The sequence below is a fragment of the Belliella alkalica genome (assembly GCF_022549785.1).
Classification (GTDB): domain Bacteria; phylum Bacteroidota; class Bacteroidia; order Cytophagales; family Cyclobacteriaceae; genus Belliella; species Belliella alkalica.
Window position 1 is genome coordinate 187,333 of the sequence record NZ_JAKZGO010000007.1, and the last position, 22,884, is coordinate 210,216.

The 22,884-nt window shown below is 35.9% G+C and carries 22 protein-coding genes; 13 read left to right on the top strand and 9 right to left on the bottom strand.

All coding sequences use genetic code 11. The features are described 5' to 3' along the window. Nucleotides 1-427: 427 nt before the first annotated feature. Nucleotides 428-1,102 carry a potassium channel family protein gene (locus tag MM213_RS10535; protein ID WP_241412083.1) on the bottom strand — a complete coding sequence of 225 codons (675 nt, stop codon included), beginning with the start codon at nt 1,100-1,102 and terminating at the stop codon, nt 428-430. A gap of 432 nt (nt 1,103-1,534) precedes the next feature. Here MM213_RS10535 and MM213_RS10540 point away from each other — a divergent pair, with 432 nt between their 5' ends. Then, on the top strand, nt 1,535-3,016 hold the full coding sequence (locus tag MM213_RS10540; RefSeq protein ID WP_241412085.1) for a potassium/proton antiporter: 1,482 nt from the start codon (nt 1,535-1,537) through the stop codon (nt 3,014-3,016). A gap of 45 nt (nt 3,017-3,061) precedes the next feature. Here MM213_RS10540 and MM213_RS10545 read toward each other — a convergent pair whose 3' ends face one another. After that, entirely contained in the window at nt 3,062-5,617 is a 2,556-nt protein-coding gene (locus tag MM213_RS10545; RefSeq protein WP_241412087.1) for a phosphoenolpyruvate carboxylase, read from the bottom strand. A gap of 245 nt (nt 5,618-5,862) precedes the next feature. Here MM213_RS10545 and MM213_RS10550 point away from each other — a divergent pair, with 245 nt between their 5' ends. From MM213_RS10550 to MM213_RS10595, 10 genes are all read left to right on the top strand, one after another. Then, entirely contained in the window at nt 5,863-8,169 is a 2,307-nt protein-coding gene (locus MM213_RS10550; RefSeq protein WP_241412089.1) for a putative monovalent cation/H+ antiporter subunit A, read from the top strand. A gap of 1 nt (nt 8,170) precedes the next feature. Beyond that, on the top strand, nt 8,171-8,581 hold the full coding sequence (locus MM213_RS10555; RefSeq protein ID WP_241412091.1) for a Na+/H+ antiporter subunit B: 411 nt from the start codon (nt 8,171-8,173) through the stop codon (nt 8,579-8,581). Nucleotides 8,582-8,583: 2 nt separating this feature from the next. Beyond that, nucleotides 8,584-8,940 carry a Na+/H+ antiporter subunit C gene (locus tag MM213_RS10560; protein WP_241273535.1) on the top strand — a complete coding sequence of 119 codons (357 nt, stop codon included), beginning with the start codon at nt 8,584-8,586 and terminating at the stop codon, nt 8,938-8,940. Beyond that, complete coding sequence (locus tag MM213_RS10565) at nt 8,933-10,456, top strand: proton-conducting transporter transmembrane domain-containing protein (RefSeq protein ID WP_241412093.1); 1,524 nt, start codon at nt 8,933-8,935, stop codon at nt 10,454-10,456. The genes MM213_RS10560 and MM213_RS10565 overlap by 8 nt, the downstream gene beginning before the upstream one ends. Beyond that, entirely contained in the window at nt 10,453-10,932 is a 480-nt protein-coding gene (locus MM213_RS10570) for a Na+/H+ antiporter subunit E (RefSeq protein ID WP_241273537.1), read from the top strand. The genes MM213_RS10565 and MM213_RS10570 overlap by 4 nt, the downstream gene beginning before the upstream one ends. Next, on the top strand, nt 10,929-11,204 hold the full coding sequence (locus MM213_RS10575) for a cation:proton antiporter (protein ID WP_241412094.1): 276 nt from the start codon (nt 10,929-10,931) through the stop codon (nt 11,202-11,204). Before MM213_RS10570 ends, MM213_RS10575 begins: the two co-directional genes overlap by 4 nt. Further along, nucleotides 11,197-11,604, top strand: a complete 408-nt coding sequence (mnhG, locus tag MM213_RS10580; protein ID WP_241412095.1) for a monovalent cation/H(+) antiporter subunit G — start codon at nt 11,197-11,199, stop codon at nt 11,602-11,604. Before MM213_RS10575 ends, mnhG begins: the two co-directional genes overlap by 8 nt. Next, nucleotides 11,604-12,755, top strand: coding sequence for a lactonase family protein (locus MM213_RS10585; RefSeq protein ID WP_241412097.1), 1,152 nt, complete (start codon nt 11,604-11,606; stop codon nt 12,753-12,755). The genes mnhG and MM213_RS10585 overlap by 1 nt, the downstream gene beginning before the upstream one ends. 108 nt (nt 12,756-12,863) lie before the next feature. Beyond that, nucleotides 12,864-13,898 (top strand): aspartate--ammonia ligase, encoded by a 1,035-nt coding sequence (asnA, locus tag MM213_RS10590; RefSeq protein WP_241412099.1) that lies wholly within the window; start codon nt 12,864-12,866, stop codon nt 13,896-13,898. A gap of 108 nt (nt 13,899-14,006) precedes the next feature. After that, nucleotides 14,007-14,198 carry a cold-shock protein gene (locus MM213_RS10595; protein ID WP_014773567.1) on the top strand — a complete coding sequence of 64 codons (192 nt, stop codon included), beginning with the start codon at nt 14,007-14,009 and terminating at the stop codon, nt 14,196-14,198. A 163-nt stretch (nt 14,199-14,361) separates the two neighbouring features. Here the strand turns inward: MM213_RS10595 and MM213_RS10600 are convergent, their stop codons facing one another. Together MM213_RS10600 and MM213_RS10605 are read right to left on the bottom strand one after the other, a co-directional pair. After that, entirely contained in the window at nt 14,362-15,198 is an 837-nt protein-coding gene (locus tag MM213_RS10600) for a mechanosensitive ion channel family protein (RefSeq protein WP_241412101.1), read from the bottom strand. Between the two features lie 36 nt (nt 15,199-15,234). After that, nucleotides 15,235-16,320: an o-succinylbenzoate synthase gene (locus tag MM213_RS10605; RefSeq protein ID WP_241412103.1), complete on the bottom strand. Its 1,086-nt coding sequence runs from the start codon at nt 16,318-16,320 to the stop codon at nt 15,235-15,237. A gap of 114 nt (nt 16,321-16,434) precedes the next feature. Here MM213_RS10605 and MM213_RS10610 point away from each other — a divergent pair, with 114 nt between their 5' ends. Beyond that, nucleotides 16,435-17,658 (top strand): S-adenosylmethionine:tRNA ribosyltransferase-isomerase, encoded by a 1,224-nt coding sequence (locus MM213_RS10610; protein WP_241412105.1) that lies wholly within the window; start codon nt 16,435-16,437, stop codon nt 17,656-17,658. Between the two features lie 3 nt (nt 17,659-17,661). Here MM213_RS10610 and MM213_RS10615 read toward each other — a convergent pair whose 3' ends face one another. The 3 genes from MM213_RS10615 to MM213_RS10625 form a co-directional block, all read right to left on the bottom strand. Further along, nucleotides 17,662-18,078: a LytR/AlgR family response regulator transcription factor gene (locus tag MM213_RS10615; RefSeq protein ID WP_241412107.1), complete on the bottom strand. Its 417-nt coding sequence runs from the start codon at nt 18,076-18,078 to the stop codon at nt 17,662-17,664. A 180-nt stretch (nt 18,079-18,258) separates the two neighbouring features. Then, nucleotides 18,259-18,594, bottom strand: coding sequence for a zinc ribbon domain-containing protein YjdM (locus MM213_RS10620; protein WP_241412109.1), 336 nt, complete (start codon nt 18,592-18,594; stop codon nt 18,259-18,261). 59 nt (nt 18,595-18,653) lie between these two features. Continuing rightward, complete coding sequence (locus MM213_RS10625; protein ID WP_241412111.1) at nt 18,654-19,982, bottom strand: Gfo/Idh/MocA family protein; 1,329 nt, start codon at nt 19,980-19,982, stop codon at nt 18,654-18,656. A gap of 236 nt (nt 19,983-20,218) precedes the next feature. Between MM213_RS10625 and MM213_RS10630 the strand changes: the two genes are divergently transcribed. Continuing rightward, the gene (locus MM213_RS10630) at nt 20,219-21,382 is read left to right on the top strand and encodes a hypothetical protein (RefSeq protein ID WP_241412113.1); all 1,164 of its coding nucleotides are present in this window, start codon (nt 20,219-20,221) and stop codon (nt 21,380-21,382) included. 31 nt (nt 21,383-21,413) lie between these two features. Here the strand turns inward: MM213_RS10630 and tenA are convergent, their stop codons facing one another. Both tenA and thiD read right to left on the bottom strand, forming a co-directional pair. Continuing rightward, nucleotides 21,414-22,070: a thiaminase II gene (gene tenA / locus MM213_RS10635; RefSeq protein WP_241412115.1), complete on the bottom strand. Its 657-nt coding sequence runs from the start codon at nt 22,068-22,070 to the stop codon at nt 21,414-21,416. After that, on the bottom strand, nt 22,057-22,884 hold the full coding sequence (gene thiD / locus MM213_RS10640) for a bifunctional hydroxymethylpyrimidine kinase/phosphomethylpyrimidine kinase (protein ID WP_241412117.1): 828 nt from the start codon (nt 22,882-22,884) through the stop codon (nt 22,057-22,059). The genes tenA and thiD overlap by 14 nt, the downstream gene beginning before the upstream one ends.

Sequence of the window (22,884 nt, forward strand, 5' to 3'; positions counted from 1 at the left end):
TAAATTAATTGAATATTTAAAACAGAATTTGGATTTTACACAAACCTTTGGAGATTTAGGTTGAACGGAGATATAATCAACTGCTTCATTAATACAATTTGGATTGATATTGGATATTTAGAAGATATTGGATATTGGTGGATATTAGTTGATATTAGATATTGAGAGATATTAGATATTAATGGATATTGGATATTGATGGATAATGGATATTAGTGGATATTGGATATTGGTGGATATTGGATCCGCCACTGGGGACAAGTTATTGGTTGATATTAGGTCTGACCTGGTGGATATGCTGTAAATTGATATTGGTTGAATGGGGTTTGTGTGGATTGCGGGTGGTGGTATTGGTGTTTGTAGCATTTTTTTCAAGTCCATTAACCCGAGATTTGAGGTTAATTAAATAAAACGAAAAAGCACTCCACTAATTCTCTTTTGCAGCATATGAAACCAATTTGGCTATCACCACAGCGGGATATAGAATTCCTGAAGCCGAAAGAAAGACTGAAAGCATTTTTGTTGGAAGATTTGCGGGAAATACATCACCAAAACCCAAGGTACTGATACATGACAAACTGTAATAAATATATTCTCCATAATCGGCGTCAAGCCCACCCAAAGACTTATTACCTTCAAGGGATTCACCAGTGATCAAATGAATCACTTCAAAACCAAAAGCTCCGATCATCGCCAATAAGAGGTAAACATTTACTGAACCGATTATCCTATGGATATTCACTTCATTATTTCTAAATAACAAACTGAAATTGATAATGACCAAAGCGGTCAAATTTAATATTGCTACTACTCTTTCAAACAAATAAAACTCATATGGATTGTCTCCAAACCTAATCAATCTCAAGGAGATATGTAACAAAAAGAGTACTGAAGATAAAATCAAATAAGGTTTTTCATGGGAAGAAAAAATCCCAACAAAAAACAATAGGATCAACATGATGTTTAAAAAAAGAGTCGCATCTTTTTGATACTCAATAAAAACTGGGAGTACAAAAACTGTAAAAAAAAGCATTGTCAAAAGTGCAGGAAAACTTACATCAGATACCCAAAAACTATTAATTCTTTTGATAAAATTTCCCATTTTTCAACTTTTTAATTCAACATTTAAAGATGCCTATTTTTTTTGATCTAGTAATTAAAAAATGCAAAATGTACATCCCCTTTCTTACTAATAGCTAACCAAAATGATATATTTTATATGAGTATCCGCAATGTTGCACGTTGGGTAAGAAGTAGCTTTGTAAGTTGCGGATACTCATAATACTTTATGTCTATTGATTTACTAGTACCTAATCTACTAATAACCGAAAACGATTCTCCGCATGATTACATTGGAAAATTCAACTTCAGTTGCCATTGCGGATAGTCTTAAAATGCAATTTTAAAATCACTTCCCTACATTATTAACAAAACTCAAAACTGATTTTTTTGCAAGCTGATTTGATTTACCACACAGGTACACTTGCAAATTTTGCCTATTTTTGAATTAGTTCGAATCAATCCACAATCATTCATGTTCCTAACTATCGAAAACATCCTTTTTATAGGATCTATTTTGCTATTTCTAAGCATACTAGCCGGAAAGACTTCATACAAATTTGGTGTTCCAACATTGGTTTTGTTTCTTTTGATCGGAATGATTGCAGGTTCAGATGGCTTGGGAATTCAGTTTCATAATCCAGAAATAGCACAATTCATCGGAATCGTATCCCTCAATTTCATTCTTTTTTCAGGTGGTTTGGACACCAACTGGAAGTCAATCAAACCAGTTTTGGGACAAGGAATTGCATTATCCACTATTGGTGTATTGCTGACAGCTACTTCTCTTGGTGTTTTTGTATGGGCTATTTCAGATTTCACGATTTATGAAGGACTTTTATTGGGTGCGATTGTATCATCCACGGATGCGGCGGCGGTTTTTTCGATTTTACGGTCAAAAAGCCTTGCCTTGAAATACAGATTAAGGTCAACACTTGAGTTGGAGAGTGGTAGTAATGACCCGATGGCTTATGTAATGACCATTGCATTTTTAGGATTGGTTCTCAATCCAAATATGGGATTTAGATCACTTGTTATCCTATTTTTCCAGCAAATGCTGCTTGGTGCTGCTCTAGGTTTAGGCTTTGGTTGGCTGAGCAAACAAGCCGTCAATAGAATCAACCTTGGCTTTGAAGGACTTTACCCTGTCCTTGTGATTTCTCTGATGTTTATTACTTTTTCCTTCACAGATTTGGTCGGAGGAAATGGTTTCTTGGCAGTGTATCTTTGCGCTGTGTATTTGGGAAATCAGGAGTTGATACACAAAAACACCATTTTGAAAATGTTTGATGGAATCGCTTGGTTGATGCAGATTGTGCTCTTTTTGACCTTGGGACTTTTAGTGAATCCTACAGATATCATTCCTTTGCTTGGCTTAGGTTTGGCCGCATCTGGATTTTTGATATTTGTATCTAGACCTTTCGGTGTATTTTTGACTCTACTTCCTTTCAAGATGAAAAACCGAAGACGATGGTATATTTCATGGGTTGGCTTGAGAGGTGCTGTACCAATTGTATTTGCTACCTATCCTCTAATCGCTGGAATAGATAAAGCATCCACTATCTTCAACATTGTGTTTTTCATTTCCCTGACTTCTGTATTGGTGCAGGGTACGACTTTATCGGTGGTGGCAAACTGGCTAAAAGTGGCGTTACCAGAAAAGCTTAAACCAAAATCACCAGTCGATTACATCACAAATGAAGCTCCAAAAACAGCAATGGCAGAAATTGATATTCCAAAAGGACATCAAATTGTTGGAAAGAAAATACTTGATTTGGGATTTCCAAAAAATGCAATCATTGCAATGCTGCGAAGAGAAGGTGAATTCATAACTCCAAAAGGCACTACGGAAATCCTTGCAGATGATCAGCTTTTGGTACTTGCAGAAAATGAACTGAGTCTATCCGACGTTTACAATACATTGCAAATTGCCAAACCTGAGATTGAGGAAGAATAAGAATACAAAAATCCCAGCCTTTCGACTGGGATTTTATTATTTTAATTAAGCTGCATTTCTAGCTGCATTGATGATTCCAAACATTGTCCGTAGGATCAACTTCTGAAGTACAGGATCATCCTCTCCAGTTTTTAGCATCGTTTGGATTGCATATTGCTGAATTGTAATCAGCGGCAATACAATTTTTTCTCTGATAGCAATTGACTCTTTCGAGGTAGGGTTGTCTTGAAGTAAATGCTCCATACCCGAAACCTCCAAAATATACTGAAGTGTTCTTTGGTATTCAGTGAACATCAAATTCCATAAGTCCGCATATTTCGGATCATCTTTCAAATAAGCCGTAGACTTATAGAATGATTTGGCCAAAGACTGCATGGAGTTACCCAAAAGAGATCTAAAGAAAAGTGAGTCATTGTACAAAGCTTTTGCCTGATCAAATTTACCTTCATTTTTCAAGGCTTCCAAAGCTGCTCCCACTCCAAAGAAACCTGGGATATTTTGCTTCATCTGCGCCCAAGAGCCAACAAAAGGAATTGCTCTCAAATCATCAAACTTCAAACCCGAATCTTTTCCTCTTTTCAATGGTCTAGAACCAATATTGACTTGCCCGAAATACTTCAATGGAGTCACATGTTCCAAATATGGTAAGAATTGGGGATGGCTTTTGAAATCTTTGTAGAATTGGTAAGACACATCAGCCATTTTATTGATCAGCGCTCTTTGATCATTTGTCAGTGATTTTTCTGAAGATGGATAAAGCTCGTTTTCCACACCTGCACAGAGTAGTTGTTCAAGATTGTAGGTACAAGAAACCGGCTTTCCGTAGTTAGAAGAAATCGTCTGACCTTGGATAGTAATCTGAATCTCTTCATTCTCAACTTGTGGTCCTAGAGATGCATAGAAGTTATGCATATTTCCACCACCCCTTGCAGGAGGTCCACCTCTCCCATCGAAGAAAACGACACTTACATCATAAAGTCTTGACACTTTAGTAAGTTCTTCTTTGGCTTGAAGAATAGACCAATTGGCTCTTATATAGCCACCATCCTTGGTTCCATCGGAGAAACCAAGCATGATGGTTTGCTTTTGCTTTCTAAATTTCATGTGTGCAGCATAATCTTTGTTCTTGTACAACTGCTCCATTATTTTGGGAGCTTGTGCAAGATCATCGATCGTTTCAAAAAGCGGCACAATATCAAGTGGTAATTCTCCTTCTTTGTGATCTATACTCAGTTTTGCCAATTTGAAAACTTCCAAAATATGTAATGCTGATTGGCAATTGGAGATGATGTAGCGGTGCAGTCCATCTTCACCATTTTCTTTTTGTACAGTTTGGATTGCATCAAAGCTTTTCAGCATTTCCTTATGGAAATCATCTTTGAGTTTTGATTCATTTGGAAGTTTTTTGATGTCAAACAAAAACTTGATTTTATCATCATCACTTAGCTTATGATAAGCTTCAAGCTCTTTTTCTCCAAACTCCATTTCAATGACCTCATCCCAAAGACCATCATGTTTTCTACTATCCTGACGTACGTCCATATTGGCAAAATGGAAACCGAATATTTTTACCTTGAGGATAAATTCGTCCAACTGCTCTAAGAAAAGTCCTTCATGATATTCTACAAGACATCTTCTTGCTTCCATCAGATCATTCAACAAATCGTCTTTGGCATTATAGTAGCTTTTTTCTTCAAAAAGTGAATTGAAAAGACCATTTTCCACTTTCAACATTATTGGTTCTACATGCTTGAAAGTCAACCTTCTTCTAATAATTCTTATATCCCTGTAGTAGCATCTGAGGATCCATTTCTGAAGCCTCTCTGCAACTTTCACGGTAATATCATGTGTTACGAATGGATTGCCATCTCTATCTCCTCCAGGCCAAAAACCCACTTTTAGCAATCCAGGATTGTCCCATTCGTGAAGCGGAATTTCGAGACTATTGAGCAACCTCGTAAGGATATCGGGAATACTTTTATAAAATACATTTGTCAAAAACCAGATCAAACTTACTGCTTCATCTAATGGAGAAGGTTTTTCTTTATTGATAAATCCAGTTTTCCCTAGCTGTTGCAATAAAAGGTTGATATTCCCCAAATCATTGTTTTTGATCGCAGTTTCCAAATCGGTGATGATTCCAAGAACATTACCAGGGTAAAATTGCGTAGGGTGTGCCGTCAAGGTAAGTCTTACAGAAAAGTTTTTGAGCTTTTCTATCAAGGCTTCTCTCTTTCTATCATTATCTACTCTGGTAATAAGAGCGTTTACTGTCCCCTTACCTTTGGCATCATGGATTTTGTCAAATGCTGCATCTTCAATAGAATCAAAAAGCACAACTTGACGCTCTACATATTGCACCATTTTAAACAGTAAGTTATGGCGCTCGTCTTCTGAGTTTTTCGCCATCAATTCATCGAAAAAACCCCTTATAATTTCGCTTGGTGTTTTATCTTTTTTATAGCCTTCTTCACATTTCGTTGCCAAGATCGGCAACAAAGTTCCAGTTCTATTGATATCACTAAATGGTAAGTCTAGAAAAAGACTATTGTAAATGGTGAATCTTTTGGCTACTTCGGTTTGATAATTATTCTTTGACATTTCTAGGTTTAATGGTTTGAGAATTGTGAAATTACATAAAATTTATATTTTTTTCAAAAATTGAATCCTATTTATAAATTATTATCATAAAAAGGAATATTTTCTTACTGATTCAATCATAAAAAACTAATATCATTGATGATCATTGAAAAAGAAATTACCCGATATTAAAATGAAAGTTGAAAATAGCTTCATCTTTTTTCGTAATTTAGGGTTTTTAACCCTAAAAGAAATTTCCATATTACATGATTGTAGCTATACTATCAGGTTTCATAGTCGCTTCTATGATTCCTATTTTGAGTAAATTAATCAAAGGCAAAGGATCGATACTTTTACCGTTTCTACCGTTAGCATTATTTGCTTATTTTATCAGTTTTCTTCCCCAAATAAGTAATGGGATTCCTATAGATAGATTCTATTCTTGGGTTCCTAGTTTTGGTATAGACTTATCCTTTCGCTTGGATGGCTTGTCCATGCTATTCGCCTTGTTAATAACGGGAATAGGAACCTTAGTGTTTTTCTATACTTTCAGTTATTTAAAAGGCCATCCATATTTAGATAGATTTTATGGCTATCTAAGCATGTTCATGGCTTCGATGTTGGGATTAGTACTTTCTGACAATATAATTACGCTATTTATATTTTGGGAATTGACTAGTATCAGTTCATTTTTCTTGATTGGATTCAACAATGATGATCCAAATTCAAGAAAGTCCGCATTGCTTGCTTTGAGTATTACTGGATTGGGTGGATTATTTTTGTTGGCAGGCGTCCTGTTATTGGGCGCTACTGGTGGAACTTATTCTATCCAAGAGCTTCTTTCTCAATCAGAAGCTTTAAAGAGTTCTTCAAATTATAACTGGATCATATTCTTGCTGTTTATTGCAGCATTTACAAAGTCAGCACAATTTCCATTTCACTTCTGGCTACCTGGAGCTATGAAAGCCCCAACACCTGTAAGTACTTATTTGCACTCTGCGACTATGGTAAAAGCAGGGATCTATTTATTGGCAAGGTTTACGCCAGTTTTGGGCGGGACTGTGGAATGGAATACCACTTTGATCGTGGTGGGTGCTGTGACGATGACTTATGCTGCTATACATGCATTGTTCAGATTGGACATGAAGGGCATTTTGGCTTATTCTACTATATCAGCTTTGGGGATTTTGGTTTTTCTCATAGGCTTGGGAACGGAGCAAGCGTTGTTAGCAGCTGGTGTTTTCATTTTGGTTCATGCGTTGTATAAGGCGACTCTCTTCTTAGTGACAGGAATTGTAGATCATGAGACAGGTACTCGTGATGTGAGTGTGTTGTCAGGTTTGAGAAAAGTAATGATGCCTGTGGCCATTGCGGCATTTTTGGCAGCACTTTCCAATGCTGGAGCGCCACCATTTTTCGGATTTATTGGAAAAGATTTGATATATGAAGCCACTCTTCATTTGGGAGATTGGGCTTATGTGCTGACAGGGGCAGCTATTGTTACCAATGTTTGTTTGCTTTTCGCAGGGCTTCTTGCTGGTTACAAGCCATTTGTAGGAGCATTACCTGCTCAATTTGAAAAAGTGCATCTTCCCCACCCTACCATGTGGGTACCTCCATTGATTTTGGCTGGTTTGGGATTGATATTTGGTCTATTCCCTTCACTTATAGAAAAAAGCATCATACAGCCGGTATTTTCAAGTTTAGTAAACAATGATACTTTGATTCATATCAAGCTTTGGCATGGATTCAATATTGTATTGGGATTGAGTTTATTGACCCTGACGCTCGGTGCAATGTTATATTGGAAACTCAAACCATCGGAGAGTCTATTGAGTAAAACTTTAAGATTTGAAGTCATTTCCCCGAAGTCTTTGGCAGAAAAATTCAGGGCATTTTTCATTGTCTTAGCCCAATTTTGGACAGGTTTTTTCCAAAATGGTTATTTGAGAAATTATGTCATTACCATATTAGGGTTTCTCACATTGCTTTTGGGGTATAGGTTGTATCAAGGAGTAAATCTATACATAGATTTCGCTTCATTGACTGATTTGACAATTTATGAAGTTATTGTGGTCATCATCATGGCTGTATCTATCATATTTACAGTTTTCTCAAAATCCAGATTGGTAGCAGTCGCTTCTTTGGGGGTAATTGGGTATGCAATCTGTTTGATTTTCCTGTTTTATTCCGCCCCTGATTTGGCAATGACACAGTTTTCAATTGATACACTGACAGTCATCCTATTTGTATTGGTCATATATAACTTACCCAAATACAAAACATTTTCATCTATTGGAGTAAGGATTAGAGATGGGGTTTTGTCCATTTTCTTTGGAACATTGATAGCCATCTTGACTCTAGAAGTACTTTCAGAGCCGTTGAATAGAGAGACATCCATTTTCTACGCAGAAAGTGCCTATTTATTGGCAAAAGGAAAAAATGTGGTAAACGTCATCCTTGTGGACTTTAGAGGATTTGATACCATAGTTGAGATTACTGTTTTGGTGATTGCTGCTATTGGTGTTTTTAGTTTGTTGAAATTGAGATTGAAAAGTATAGAAAAAGAATAATATGAAAACAATAATTTTTAAAACAGCATCAACATATTTGCTTCCCTTGTTGGTTTTGTTTTCAATATTTATCTTGCTTAGAGGGCATTATTTGCCTGGAGGTGGATTCGTAGGTGGTCTGATAGCGTCCATTGCTTTTGTAATCCATTCATTTGCAAATGGTATTGATCAAACAAAATCAATCATCAAATTCCATCCTGGATTTTTGATGCCGATAGGTTTGGCTATAGCATTGCTTAGTGGGGCTGCCCCTTTATTGATTGGAGAAAGCTTCATGACAGGACTTTGGTTCGAAGAACCAGTTTCAGTAATTGGAATGGTGGGTTCTGCTTTGTTTTTTGACACAGGAGTGTATCTAGTTGTCATTGGGGTAACATTAACAATCATTTTCACAATCTCTGAAACACTTTAACCATGGAACTTTTATTAGTAATGCTTATCGGTCTTCTCTATGCTTCGGGCATCTATATGATGCTAAGAAGAAGTATGGTGAAACTGATTATAGGTCTAATTTTGCTTGGAAACGGTGCCAATATGCTAATTTTCTTATTGGGAAGAATCGTGAAAGGTAAGCCTCCTATCATCGACTCTGCATCAAAAATGCTGACTGAAATATATGCAGATCCAGTTCCTCAAGCTCTGATTTTGACAGCTATCGTGATCAGCTTTGGTTTACAATCTTTTGCTATCATTCTTGTCAAAAGAGCTTACAAAATCACTGCTACTGACGATTTGGATGAATTGAATACTACTGACGAAATTTATGAATAATCCATATATAGTTTTACCTGTTATTTTCCAACTTTTCACAGCAGTCTTGCTGATGTTTTTTTGGTTTAGGGTCAATGCACAACGCCTGATTACCATTATTTGTAGCCTTATCTCCGTTGGTATTGCCATTTGGCTTTTCAATGAAGTCTATAATAGAGGCATACTCACCATGCAAGCAGGAGAATGGCAAGCACCTTTTGGTATTACATTCGTGGCAGATATATTCAGTGCTACAATGGTGCTTTTGACTGCAATTTCAGGAATGGCCGTTGCTGTATTTTCTACCGGAAGTATTAGAAATGCAAGGCTGAAATTTGGCTTTTTCCCAATCCTCAACTTTTTGTTGATGGGACTCCAAGGAGCCTTTTTGACTGGAGACATTTTCAATCTTTATGTTTGGTTTGAAATCATCATCATTGCCTCATTTGTCTTGATAACCATTGGCGGAGAAAAAGCACAGATTGAAGGTGCTATGAAGTATGTCACCATGAACTTGCTTGCTTCGGCGATTTTTCTAACTGCCATTGCGATACTTTATGGTATGGCAGGAAGTCTAAACATGGCCGATCTATCAGGTCAAGTAGCGCAAATAGAGAATAGAGGTTTGGTCAATGTTGTGGCCATTTTGTTCTTGGTTGGGTTTGGAATCAAGTCAGCCGTCTTCCCTTTGTACTTTTGGCTTCCAGCCTCCTATCATACTCCACCACCTGCGATTTCTGCGATTTTTGGAGGCTTATTGACAAAGGTTGGTGTGTATGCATTGATTAGAATATTTACATTGATATTTATCCCAGATGAATTTCTAAGCAATCTATTGATTATTATGGCAGCTTTAACCATTCTTTCGGGAGGTTTGGGTGCGATCTTACAGGTGAATATGAGGAAGATTTTCTCATACCTTATCGTCTGCCATATAGGTTTTATGATCGCCGGTTTGGGGATTTATACTGAATTGGCAATTCTTGGTGCTATATTTTACCTGATTCATGATATCATTGTCAAAACAAACTTGTTCCTTATATCAGGATTGATTTTTAAATTGAAAGGAACATTGAACATAGAGAAACTTGGAGGTATTTATAAAAAATACCCAAAATACTCCCTTTTGATTGCTATACCATTATTCTCATTGGTTGGAATTCCGCCACTTTCTGGATTTTGGTCTAAGTTGTTTTTGATAGAAGGAGGATATTTGGAAGGGCAATATACTTTGGTAGGATTTATCTTATTGGGTAGTTTCCTCACACTTTGGGTAATTGCGAAGTTATGGTCGGAAGTATTCTGGAAAGAATCTGTTGATTTACCGAAAAAAATCAATGTGAAATATTTCTATGAATTAAAACCCTTCAAACAATGGGCGATGATCATTCCAATTGTGATTTTGACAGTAATTTCTCTGTATATAGGGCTTGCAGCAGAACACATTATCGTACTCAGCAAACAGATTTCTAGCGAACTGATGAATCCTTCCGCGTACATTGAAGCAGTTTTAGGAACGAAAACAGATATGCCATGATAAAGACGAGATTTTTAAGTAACTTATTACTTTCCTTGATTTGGGTAGCTATCACTGGCAACTTTACGGCTGAGAATTTCTTCTTTGGATTTATTCTTAGTTTTTTTCTCCTGTGGATTATTTCTACAGATAGAAGAGAAAACAAATATTTCAATAGAGGACCAAAATTGATTGGCTTTATATTCTTCTTTTTATACGAACTCGTAAAAGCCAATATTGAAGTAGCATATGATGTAATCACACCTAGGCATTACATGGAGCCAGGGATTGTAAAGATTCCTCTGGATGCTAAGTCTGATATGGAAATTACCTTGTTGGCAAATTTGATTTCCCTTACTCCTGGAACATTGAGTCTTGATGTTTCTGATGACAGGAAAGTTCTTTATGTACATGCGATGTATGTAAAGGACAAAAAAGAGTTTATTGCCAGTATTAAAAATGGATTTGAAAAAAGATTACTAGACATACTAAGATGAGTGTTTACGACTATTTATATTACATCATTTTACCGGTTTTGAGCATCTCGATCCTGATCATATTTATACGGTTTTTGATGGGGCCTAGACTCTCAGACCGTGTGGTGTCATTAGACCTCTTGCTAACTACTGGTATTGGGATCATTGCTATTTACAGTATTCATACCAATCAGCCTGCATTTTTGGATATTGCTATGATATTGGCTTTGATAGCCTTTTTGGGCACAGTTGCATTTGCTTATTATTTAGAAAAAAGAGAGAAAAATGACTGACATCATAATCATAACATTAAGTACTTTAGGTACACTGTTTATCCTTTTGGCTGCTATAGGGGTAGTAAAAATGCCTGACTTGTACTTGAGGATTTCAGTAACCACCAAAGCGGCGACACTTGGTATTGGGTTGATTTTGTTGGCTTCAGCATTTTACTTCAATGATTCTGCAATAACAGCAAGGGTATTGGCAATTATTGTGTTTATGCTCCTAACTGCTCCTGTCGGTGCACACATGATAGGTAGAGCTTCCTATTTCACAGGAGTGAAAATGTGGAAAAAATCCAAAATCGATGAATTGGAAGGTCAGTATGACTACAAAACCCACAAACTCCACAGTGAAGATCAAAGATCTCGAGAAAATGAGAAAATTGAGGGTAAAACCCAAAAAGAATCGTAATGACAAACCAAATTAAAAAAGTTTTTCTAGTTACTGTATTTTTCATAATGATCTTTGCATGTAAGCAAGAAAAATCTGAGCATATTTTGGAGGAAAATAATAGCTATAAATTTTTAATTGGATCCTATACAGATAAAGAAACTGATGGGATAGCTTTATTAGAGTTTGACTCTGTAAAGAATGCGATATCTATAGAAATCATTGGAAAAGGAGTGAAAAACCCTTCATTTTTAATTACGAATGAAGATCAAAGTATCCTTTTTGCAGTAGAAGAAACTGCCGGAGATAAAGGGGGAAAAGTGAAATCATTTGCTTTGGATAAAGAAGGAAAAACTTTGAGTTTGTTGAGCACTTTGGAAACCTATGGTGATCATCCATGTCATCTAAGCTTGGATCCAAGTGAGAAATTTCTAGTAGTAAGCAATTATTCGGGAGGGAGTTTCTCGGTTTTCAAAAATGACTCTGGTGTATTATCCTATTTACAAACTGTTGAACACAAAGGGAAAAGTATCTCAAAATCCCGTCAGTCAAAACCGCATGTTCACAGTACTATTTTTCATCCGAATGGCAAACAATTGCTAGTTGCAGATTTGGGGACTGACAAAATATATCTTTATAATTTTGATCCGGACAAACCAAAACCTATTCAAAAATCAGATGAACCATATTTTCAAGTCAGTGCTGGTTCCGGCCCTAGACACTTTATCTTCAACAAAGAGGGAGACATGCTTTATCTTGTGCATGAGCTGACTGCTGAATTAGGGGTTTATTCATTTGAAAATGGGAAAATCCATAACCTTGAAACAAAACCACTTACCCACCCTATTTTTGATGGAAAAATCGGAGCAGCGGAAGTAAGACTTTCTAAGGATAGGAAATATATTTACGTTTCCAATCGTGGCGATGCAAATGAAATTTCAGTCTATGAAAAAGACCTCAGTAATCATTTGGTCCTTATTCAAAGAGTATCCACACAGGGAATTACACCTAGGAATTTCGATTTTAGTATTGATGGAAAATATTTGTTGGTTGGCAATCAAGACTCCAATGAAATTATAGTTTTTGAAGTTGATTCTAATACAGGTTTGATAAAAGAAAAAATACAGAAAGCTGAATTTAATAAACCTACCTATATCCTTCCTGTTAGATAGGTTTTTAATAAGTTTTGTGCATTTTTTTCAATTTTTCACTAAAATAATTCGATATCATTATCATTTTTATAGTTTTGTGATCTATTCATTTGAAATCACACAAACACTATGACAACAATTACCAAAACAACCTATCAAACCATTTTATCTAGAAGAGAGACAGAATTCGCTATTGATTTTATCAAAACCGAGTTTCCAAAAGTGCTTTCCCAAAAAATAAACCTATTCAAAATAAGCTGTCCGATAGCCATCATGGACGGTACAGGTATCAATGATGACTTGAACGGAGTAGAAAGGCCTGTAAGCTTCCCTATAAAGAATCAAAATGATAAATCAGCAGTAGTAGTCCATTCTTTAGCAAAGTGGAAGAGATGGACCTTAAGTGAATTAAATTTCCCTATCGGGGAAGGAATCATCACGGACATGCGTGCACTTAGACCTGATGAAGACTATTCGCCAATACATTCTTTATATGTAGATCAGTGGGATTGGGAAAAATCAATAGCTACAAAGGATCGAAATTTAAATTATTTGAAGAATACAGTCCGCGAAATTTACTCAGCAATCAAAACCATAGAGCAAGAGCTGTTTAAAATTTTCCCAAGTATAACTCCTACCCTTCCTGAATCTATTCACTTCATGCATGCTGAGGACTTGTTGCAAATATACCCAGAAATGACTCCAAAAGAGAGAGAGTTTCAAGCAGCCAAAACTTATGGTGCTGTGTTTTTGATGGGGATCGGTGGCAAACTTTCCAATGGAGAGCCACACGATGGAAGAGCTCCTGACTATGATGATTGGAGCAGTGCTAATGAAGATGGATACTTTGGTCTCAATGGTGATATATTGGTATGGAATCCTGAGTTGGAAAACTCATTTGAGATCAGCTCAATGGGAGTTCGTGTAGATTCCAAAAGCCTTGAAAATCAACTAAAAATAGCTCAAGCGGAAGACAGGAAAAAATTGTTATTCCACAAAACTTTATTGGAAGGGAAATTAACAGAAAGTATTGGCGGAGGTATTGGGCAGTCAAGATTATGCATGTTCTTACTGAAGAAAGTACATATTGGTGAAGTACAATCAGGTATTTGGTCAAAAGATGTTATTGAAAATTGTAAGAAAAACGGTGTAGATTTGATATAAATTAATGCTTAACATTAAAATAACCGAAAAATATTTTCCATAATAGTTTTTATTGTGAAAAGTATGCTTACCTTTGAATCATTAAATAATCAATACAATTACAATATCATGAACACAGGAAAAGTTAAATTTTTTAATGAGTCCAAAGGATTCGGTTTTATCGTAGACGATGAATCTTCTAAAGAGTATTTTGTACACATCTCAGGATTAGTTGACGAAATTAGAGAAGACGACGAAGTAACTTTCGACCTTAAAGAAGGAAGAAAAGGTCTTAACGCTGTGAATGTAAAGTTAGCTTAACATATAACATTGACAACCTCAAAAGTGGTTCAAACGAAAGTTTGAACCACTTTTTTTTGTGCCCTATCCAAAAAATCTACTCAAAATCTGATGAAATCTGCCCAATCAGTGTCATCTGCGTTCAATTTAAAATTATGTGACATTGATCCTCTTCAAAAGAACATTAGTCTTTGGTTAAGTTCACGTCCATAACATGGTTTGGCATTTCTATATTGTTTTCTTTAAGCTGTTCTATGACTTTGAGCATTACATCATTTTTAAGCTTTGAATTTCTAGCTTGGGAACCCAAGAGAGAATACCAATAGGTGATCACCAACTGAACATGCCCATTATCGAAGTTCTTAATCGATACTGAAGGCTTTTTATTCTTTAGGAGGTTGGGTACTGCATTGAGGCTTAAAGTTAGCATTTTCATTACTTGCTTGATGTCATTATTATTGTTGATGGTAATTTCAAAACTCTCCCTCAACTGATCATCGATCGTATAATTGATAAAATGCTTCTTGATGATATCCGAATTTGGAATATAGACATCCTTTCCATCTACTGTTTTTAAGGTAGTCTCCCTTATCGAAATCCTTATAACTCTACCCACTTGCCCATCTATTTCGACCAAATCACCCATTTCAAAAGGCCTATCGAAAATCATCACAATCCCAGCAAGGAAATTTTCTCCAATATCCTTAAGTGCAAAACCAATAATAAAAGTCGTCAAGCCAGCAGCTCCAATGATAGTTTGTGTCAATGCACTCAATCCCAGAGTTCTAAACACAATAAATATCAAAATAATGTAAAATATAAAAACCACTATATCAGCTACAAACCTAGCTCCTACTGGATCCTTTGCTTTTGTTAGTATTCTTCTAATTATGATCCTTTTTACACTTTTGATAAATACCAAGCCAATAATAAAAACCAACAAGGACATTAGTATAAAAGGAGTGACATCTACCAAGTCTGTGTAAAGCTCTCGAAAGCTATTCATAAAAGATTCTTGCATCTGAAGGAGTGTTTAAAATAAATAAGGTAAAATAAATCAAATTGCCCATTTTGTGTTTTGATCGTAAACCAAAGTTCCCGACTCAATTAACAACGGTGATTCAAAATTATTCGAATAGAGTTGTCCTGTCCCAAGACCTTGAGGCATTTCAGAATCAAAAGTAGCAGTATATTGAGCTATCGCATTCAGTCCAATATTACTTTCCAAAGCTGATGTAATCCACCAACCAATACCCAAACTCTCAGCCAAATTAATCCATTCGTCACAAGATTTAAACCCTCCTACTAATGTTGGCTTCAAAATGATGTATTGAGGTCGAATAGTATTCAACAAACTTTCTTTGGATACTAAAGAATGGATTCCAATCAACTCTTCATCCAATGCGATTGGTATGGGGGAATCAGCGCACAGTGCGGCCATCTCTTCAAACTGTCCTTGCCTGATAGGCTGCTCAATACTATGTAAATCATACTGAGAGAGTCTTTTTAACTTTTCTAATGCTACACTAGGAGCAAAAGCTCCATTTGCATCTACCCTTAGCGTGATTGTGTTTTGATCATAGTTACTTCTAATATAGCCCAACAACTCACATTCTTGATCAAAATCGATTGCTCCAATTTTCATTTTGATACAATCGTAACCTTCTTCCAACTTCTTATCTATCTGCTCCAACATAAACCCCCTATCTCCCATCCAAATCAAGCCATTGATCGGAATTGGTTTCCTCTGTCTAACAAACTCAGTATCGAAAACCATTCTTTCTCCACCATGCAATAAATCAAGTAATGCAGTCTCAACTGCAAACCTTAAACTTGGTAAATTTTCAGGAATATGACTTTGGACAATTTCAAAGATCTTCTCTTTTGATAGAGAAATATTCTTTTGAGTCAATTCTTTACAAACAACCTTCAGTTTTTCTTCAAAATCTGAAATATCATCCAAACTGAGCTTTGGCAGGGGGCCAGCTTCCCCATATCCTACAATTTGAGGAAAAAGTTTTGAATAGGCTTTGACCAAATAGGTTTCTTTTTTCTTTAAAATTCCACGCGAAGTACCTGCATCGAATTTAAAATCCAACACATATTTTTCATATTCAAAAATGATATTTTCTAATTGTTTCATAAGATTGATTGAGACCAAAAGCCTAACATGATTAATATTCAAGAGTTCAAATTTCCTTTGACATAATAAGGTTTATATTTGCATTCTGAATCAAACAAAAGCCAATAGGATTTTATGAATCTTTCGATACCAACAGCTGAACTCAAATTATCAGATTACGAATATACCTTACCTGAGGAGAAAATAGCAAAATTCCCACTTCAAAATAGAGAAGACTCAAAACTTTTACATTTTAAAAATGGAACAATAGAACATTTGAATTTCAGTAAAATTTCTGAGCTGATCCCTTCTGGTAGTTTGATGATTTTCAACAATACCAAGGTGATTCCTGCGAGATTACTTTTTCAGCGTAAAAGTGGTGCCAAAATCGAGATTTTTCTGTTAAAGCCTATTGAACCTACTTCTGTAATCAATGAAGTTATGATCAATACTGAGTCAGTTTCTTGGGAATGCATGATTGGAAATCTGAAGAAATGGAAAGCTGATGAAGTTCTCAGTGGAGAAGTAATCTATCAGGGTCAAAGCATCGAATTAAAGGCAGCTTTGATTGACAAAGAAAAAAGAATAGTAAGGTTTACATGGGAAGAAAATATCCCATTTGTTTCTATTGTAGAAGCTTCAGGAGAAGTCCCACTGCCTCCTTATCTAAACAGAAAACCTACAGCAGAAGATAAACCAAGGTATCAAACTGTCTATTCCAAAAAAGAAGGCGCAGTAGCAGCTCCTACAGCTGGGCTCCATTTTACTGACAGAATATTAGAAGAATTAAAGCAAAACGGTGTAGACGAAGATTTTTTGACACTTCATGTCAGTGCAGGTACATTTCAACCAATAAAATCAGAAAATGTAACTGAACACAATATGCACAGTGAGCAGGTAGTCGTAAATAAATCCGTAATCAAAAGAATAGCTTCCCAAACTGACAAAATCATTGCAGTAGGAACCACTTCGATGAGATCTTTAGAAAGTTTGTATTGGTTTGGTGTCCAGTTAATAACAGAGAATGTAAAGTTATTTCTCATTCCAAAGCTTTATGCTTACCAGGAATTTGATTCATTACCTTCAAGACAAGAAAGTTTCATGAAGATTTTGGAATTCATGGATAAAAACGATCTTGAGGAAATAACTGGAAGTACAGAAATATTTATAATGCCTGGGTATAAGTTTCAGGTTTGTGATGGGTTGATCACAAATTTTCACCAACCAGGTTCTACACTTATTCTATTAGTCGCTGCGTTTACAAAAGGAAGATGGGAAAATATCTATCGAGAAGCCTTGGAAAAGGATTACCGTTTTTTGAGTTATGGTGATAGCAGCTTACTTTGGGGTGACTCCTAGCAATTAATCAGAACTACCTGAACCTAGCCTGATTATACCTTTAGTAAGGTTTTGATAGTATGTTCTCCCTACGGGTACAAGGTCTTTGCCTACCATCAATTCCCTTGGATTGATAGAGACAATCTCCTCTAGCCTCACAATATAACTTTTATGAATTCTCATAAAATCTGCCTCTGGAAGCACACTCTCAAAATCTTTTAAAATATTTCGTAGTGAATAGACACTCGTTCTAGTAACAAGGGTAGTGTAATTTCCATCCCCTTTCATCCAAAGAATATCTTCAAATTTTACCTTTACAAGGTTACCTTTGCTTCTTACAAAAATGGCATCTTTGATCAGCAAATCGGACTCCAATTCACTGAAATTTTCAAGAGAATTCCCATTGTTATCACTATTATAATTTTTTATTAACTCTTTCATTTGACCAAATTAACGATTGTTAGTTATTAGACCGTCATGAGCACTTTACAAGTACGAAATCTAATATATCAATAACAAGAAGTTTGGTTATTAGTTTTGAAAAGTTTAAAGAAAACTTAAACCTAGTTTTCTTTAAACATAAAAATTTTCAAAAACTTTAGTGAGAGCTACAAAATAAAATTACGCTTTCTTAACAAACTCAGATTTCAGAGCCATTGACCCAAACCCATCGATTTTGCAATCTATGTTATGGTCACCTTCTACCAATCTTATGCTTTTCACTTTAGTCCCAGCTTTGATCGGTTTTGGGGCACCTTTCACTGGCAAATCCTTGATAATAATAACAGCATCGCCATCGACCAAAATAGCCCCATTAGAATCTTTGACAACCAAACCTTCTTCGATTTCCATTTCTTCGATTTTCCATTCAAAACCGCACTCTGGGCAAGTAAGTCCATTTTCTGTTTCGTATCCATAAGGTGAGTTACACGCAGGACAAGGTGGTATATTTTCCATGTCACGAAGGTAAATATTCTCAGGGTAAAAATAGCGTTAATATCAGAAATAGAAGTTTGTTATACTTTTGGTAATTTCCAGCCATTATGGTATTCTGCTTTTATCAATTGATTTGCTTCTTTACTTGTAAATAAACCTTTGTCTGCATCCCAAAATATCTTTTCGCCTGTTTTGTACGCAATATTTCCCATATGGGCATTGATCGCTGCAACGCTTCCTGTCTCTACACCACAATTTAATTTTGAAGAATCATTATTTGTGATGGCATCAACGAAATTAACCATATGCAGGTCCAAAGCATTTCCTTGTGGCTTTACCCGTGATATAGCTTCTAACTTTGGCTTGTCACCTTCTTTTTCAGAGATTACTTCCCAACCACCTCTGTTCACCACCAAAGTAGCATTGTTTCCTATAAATGCAATTCCTTCTGTATAGCCATAGTTTCCTCCGTCAATACCAGTAGCATGTTCCCACAGCATGTTGAAACCATCATATTCATAGATGGTCTGCAAAGTGTCTGGTGTTTCTGATGCATCATCTGGGTAAGCCAATTTCCCACCTGAAGCCATTACTGATTTAGGTGCAGATACTCCCATGGCAAAAAGTGCTATATCAATTTCATGTACTCCCCAATCAGTCATCAAACCTCCAGCATAATCCCAAAACCATCTAAAGTTAAAGTGAAACCTATTTTCATTGAAAGGCTTTTTTGGTGCTGGACCTAACCACATATCATAGTCAACACCCGATGGTACTGCACTATCGCTTTTGACAGGGACTGGATTCATCCATCCTTGATATGCCCAACATTTGACCAATCTGATATTTCCCAATTGGCCAGATTTGACAAAATCTATTGCTTCACTGTATTGAGAACCACTTCTCTGCCATTGACCCACTTGAACAAGCTTACCATATTTCTTTGTAGCCTCCACCATCAAATTGCACTCTTCTATTGAATTGGCAAGTGGTTTTTCTACATACACATGCTTGCCAGCGGAAAGACTATCTATTAAATTCAAACAATGCCAATGATCTGGAGTACCGATTACCACCACATCTATATCTTTGTTTTCAAGCATTTTTCTGTAATCCTTGTATAGCGTCGGTTTTTTGCCTCGAGCTTTGACAACATCAGCTGATCGCTGATTCAAAACACTTTCATCGATATCTGCCAATGCAATACAGTTCACTTGGGGAATCTTTAACAATGAATTAACATTTGACCACCCCATTCCTTTACATCCGATCAATCCTACATTGATCTGGTCATTGGGTCCGATTTTTTTTAAATCACTAAAAAATTGATCCGCTGTCACTACATTCGTAAAAGTGAGACCAGCTGTAGCTAAAAGGCTTTTGTGTAAAAATTTTCTTCTTGAATTCATAGGAATTTTGGTTTGAGATTATTGGGCTATTATTTACTTCAATCAATCAAATCATTTCGATTTACATTCAAGTGTTAATTAAACACTTTATAATGACTTTTCAAAAAAAAATATTTGTATCAATTATACTGACAGTTTCATTCTACAACAAATAAAATTTTAAAACTAAAATTTAAATAATAATTTTGTTATCTTAAATTTATAATTCAAATTTTCTAACCAATTCAATAAAATTTATGAAATATAAATATTTACTCTTTACCTTTTTTACAATTTTCTCTTGCGGAAAAAAGGAGGCAAATAATGTTTCAACAGACGGACTTTCTTATGAATTAGTCAAAATAGATTCATTTGCTGTAGATAATTTTACTAGAGTACAGATCACCGATTATAGTGATTCAGAGAATATTTTTCTAGGATTTAGTGAAGTTCAAAACGATGTTTTAGAAATCTCCCCTTCTGGTGAAATCCAAAAAAGAGTTAATTTGAGTGGAGATGGCCCCGGAAAACTTGGGAGATGGAACCCTCTAGGTTTAAGCTTTGGCCCTGAAGGAAAGAGAGTATTTCAATTGCCCTTTCAATTACTTACTTATGACAAGGATTACAATCAAATTGAAAATATTAGATTCATATCTCCTCTGCCTGTCCGAGCAAATTTACCATTAGGAAAAACAGCATATTTTATAGAGAATGGTAAGCCACAGTATTTAGTAGGACCTAGTACCTTTCTTTCAGCACATCTACTTATTTATAACGAACAAGGTCGAGACACCTTACAGAATTTTATGCTGCTTTCCCCTGAAACTGGAAGTATAAGATCTATTGTGCCATACGAACCAAATTCATATTACAAAAAAACTGAAAACATTTATATGAATTTAATGCATAAATCATTTTTTGTAGATGGAAAAAAGCTCGTTGTATTGCAAAATTTAGCGGAAAGTATTCAGATTTACAATACTGTTGACTTTTCATTGGAAAAGGAGATTCCTATTGAACACAGTGAATTCATAAAATTCGACCCACTACCAATTGGTACTGCAATGGACGACCCTAGAACCAAAGAGCTGTCTTCTATGGCTGGAAGAAATCAATCTATTTACAACTTAAGTGAAGACATTTGGTTGGTAAACTACTATCAAGGTGTCACAAGATCTGAGTATGAATCTCGAAATACCGAGGAAAAACCATTTTCAATTAGAGACTCGGCTAATGATAAGATCAAAATGCTGGTCATCAAAAAAGGAGTTCAGTTGAGTGGTGAAATCAGTCCACCTGAAGGGAAAATTTCTTTTTCTTTGGGAAAAAACAGAATATTAGTCCAAGAAAATTCAGATGAAGATGTTGAGGAGGAGTTTACACGTTATAGCATTTATGAATTAAAGGAATCAAAACAATAACTAATTGTATTGATTCCTTTAATTCAAGCATTTAAATCTCCCATTTCTCCAATCTGTAAGCAGAATCCCAAAACATCCATTCCAACTTGGTAGCCATCTCAAAAGCTTCCAACATTTCCTCTTGTAGTGCTTCGCTTGAGTTAGTGGCCAATTGATTGGTTATTTCTATAGCTTGCGCTACAGATTTCGCAAAATCTTCTCCTGCATAAGTGTCTATCCAATTTTTGTAAGGATTATCTACGATTCCAGTTTGCAGAGAATAAATATGATCTCCAACTAACTTGTAAATCCAAAAACAAGGCAAAACAGCTGCTACTGCTACTTCTACACTTGAATATGCAGATTTTGTCAAGAGAAAATTTGTATAAAGAAGACATGTTGGTGAAGGCTCTATTTGATCGGGAATCCCCAATATTTTGAAATATCCTTCATGTAGGGCACGCTCAACCACTATGGCTCCAGAAGCAAATTGGGAAAAAGCCAGGACTTGATCCAAATCTCTCAACCTACCCGATATCGTACTCAAAGCCTTCCCAAATTCTCCCAAATAATACGCATCTTGAGCCATGTAAAACTTGAAGCTCTCTTTTGATAAACTACCATGAAGAAGCTCTTGGTTGAAAGGCAAGTCGATTATTTTTTCAAAATGTGGAGCTATTCGAGCCCATGCTTTATCAGTCCATTTCATTGATAATTTGTTTTTGGGGATTGAAGAAATGATTTAGTGGCCCATTTCCATTGCCAGTTTTTACATCTTTACCATAAAAAATAGCCTTGTTTACATAGTCTCTGCCAAAACAGACAGCATTCTCCATGTCTTTTCCCAAGGCTAATCCAACTGCTATTGCAGCAGAAAGAGAGCATCCTGTCCCATGCACATTTTGAGAGGTGATTTTTTCACTTTTGAAAATTTTCAGCCCATTTGATTTAGAATACAAAAGATCATGGATGACTGACTCTTTCAAATGCCCACCTTTGATTAAAATTGCTTCTGGAAGCTCTTGGAGCAAAGAAGCTCCTGCTGCTTTCATTGATTCTATATCATTGACTTCCTTTCCGAACAAAATCGAAGTTTCGTCCATATTGGGTGTAAGTAAGGAAACTAAAGGAAAAAGCTTTTCTCTAATGGCTTTTATCGTTTCATCCTGTATCAACTTAAAGCCTGAAGTAGAAACCATAACAGGATCAAATACTATTGGGATATCCGGAAAATCTATCAATATGCCAACCAACACGTCCACTACCTCAGGTCTATCAAGCATTCCGATTTTTATTGCTTTTGGTTTGATGTCATCCATGATGGCCAAAAGTTGTTCCTTTATATGAGCTGGAGGAATGCTATGGATAGCTGTCACTCCTTTGGTATTCTGGGCAGTCGTAGCGGTGATTACTGTCATGCCATAGCATCCCAAAGCAGCAAAAGTCTTCAAATCTGCCTGAATACCTGCACCTCCACTGCTATCAGAACCTGCTATACTCAATACTGGAATATACTCTTTCAT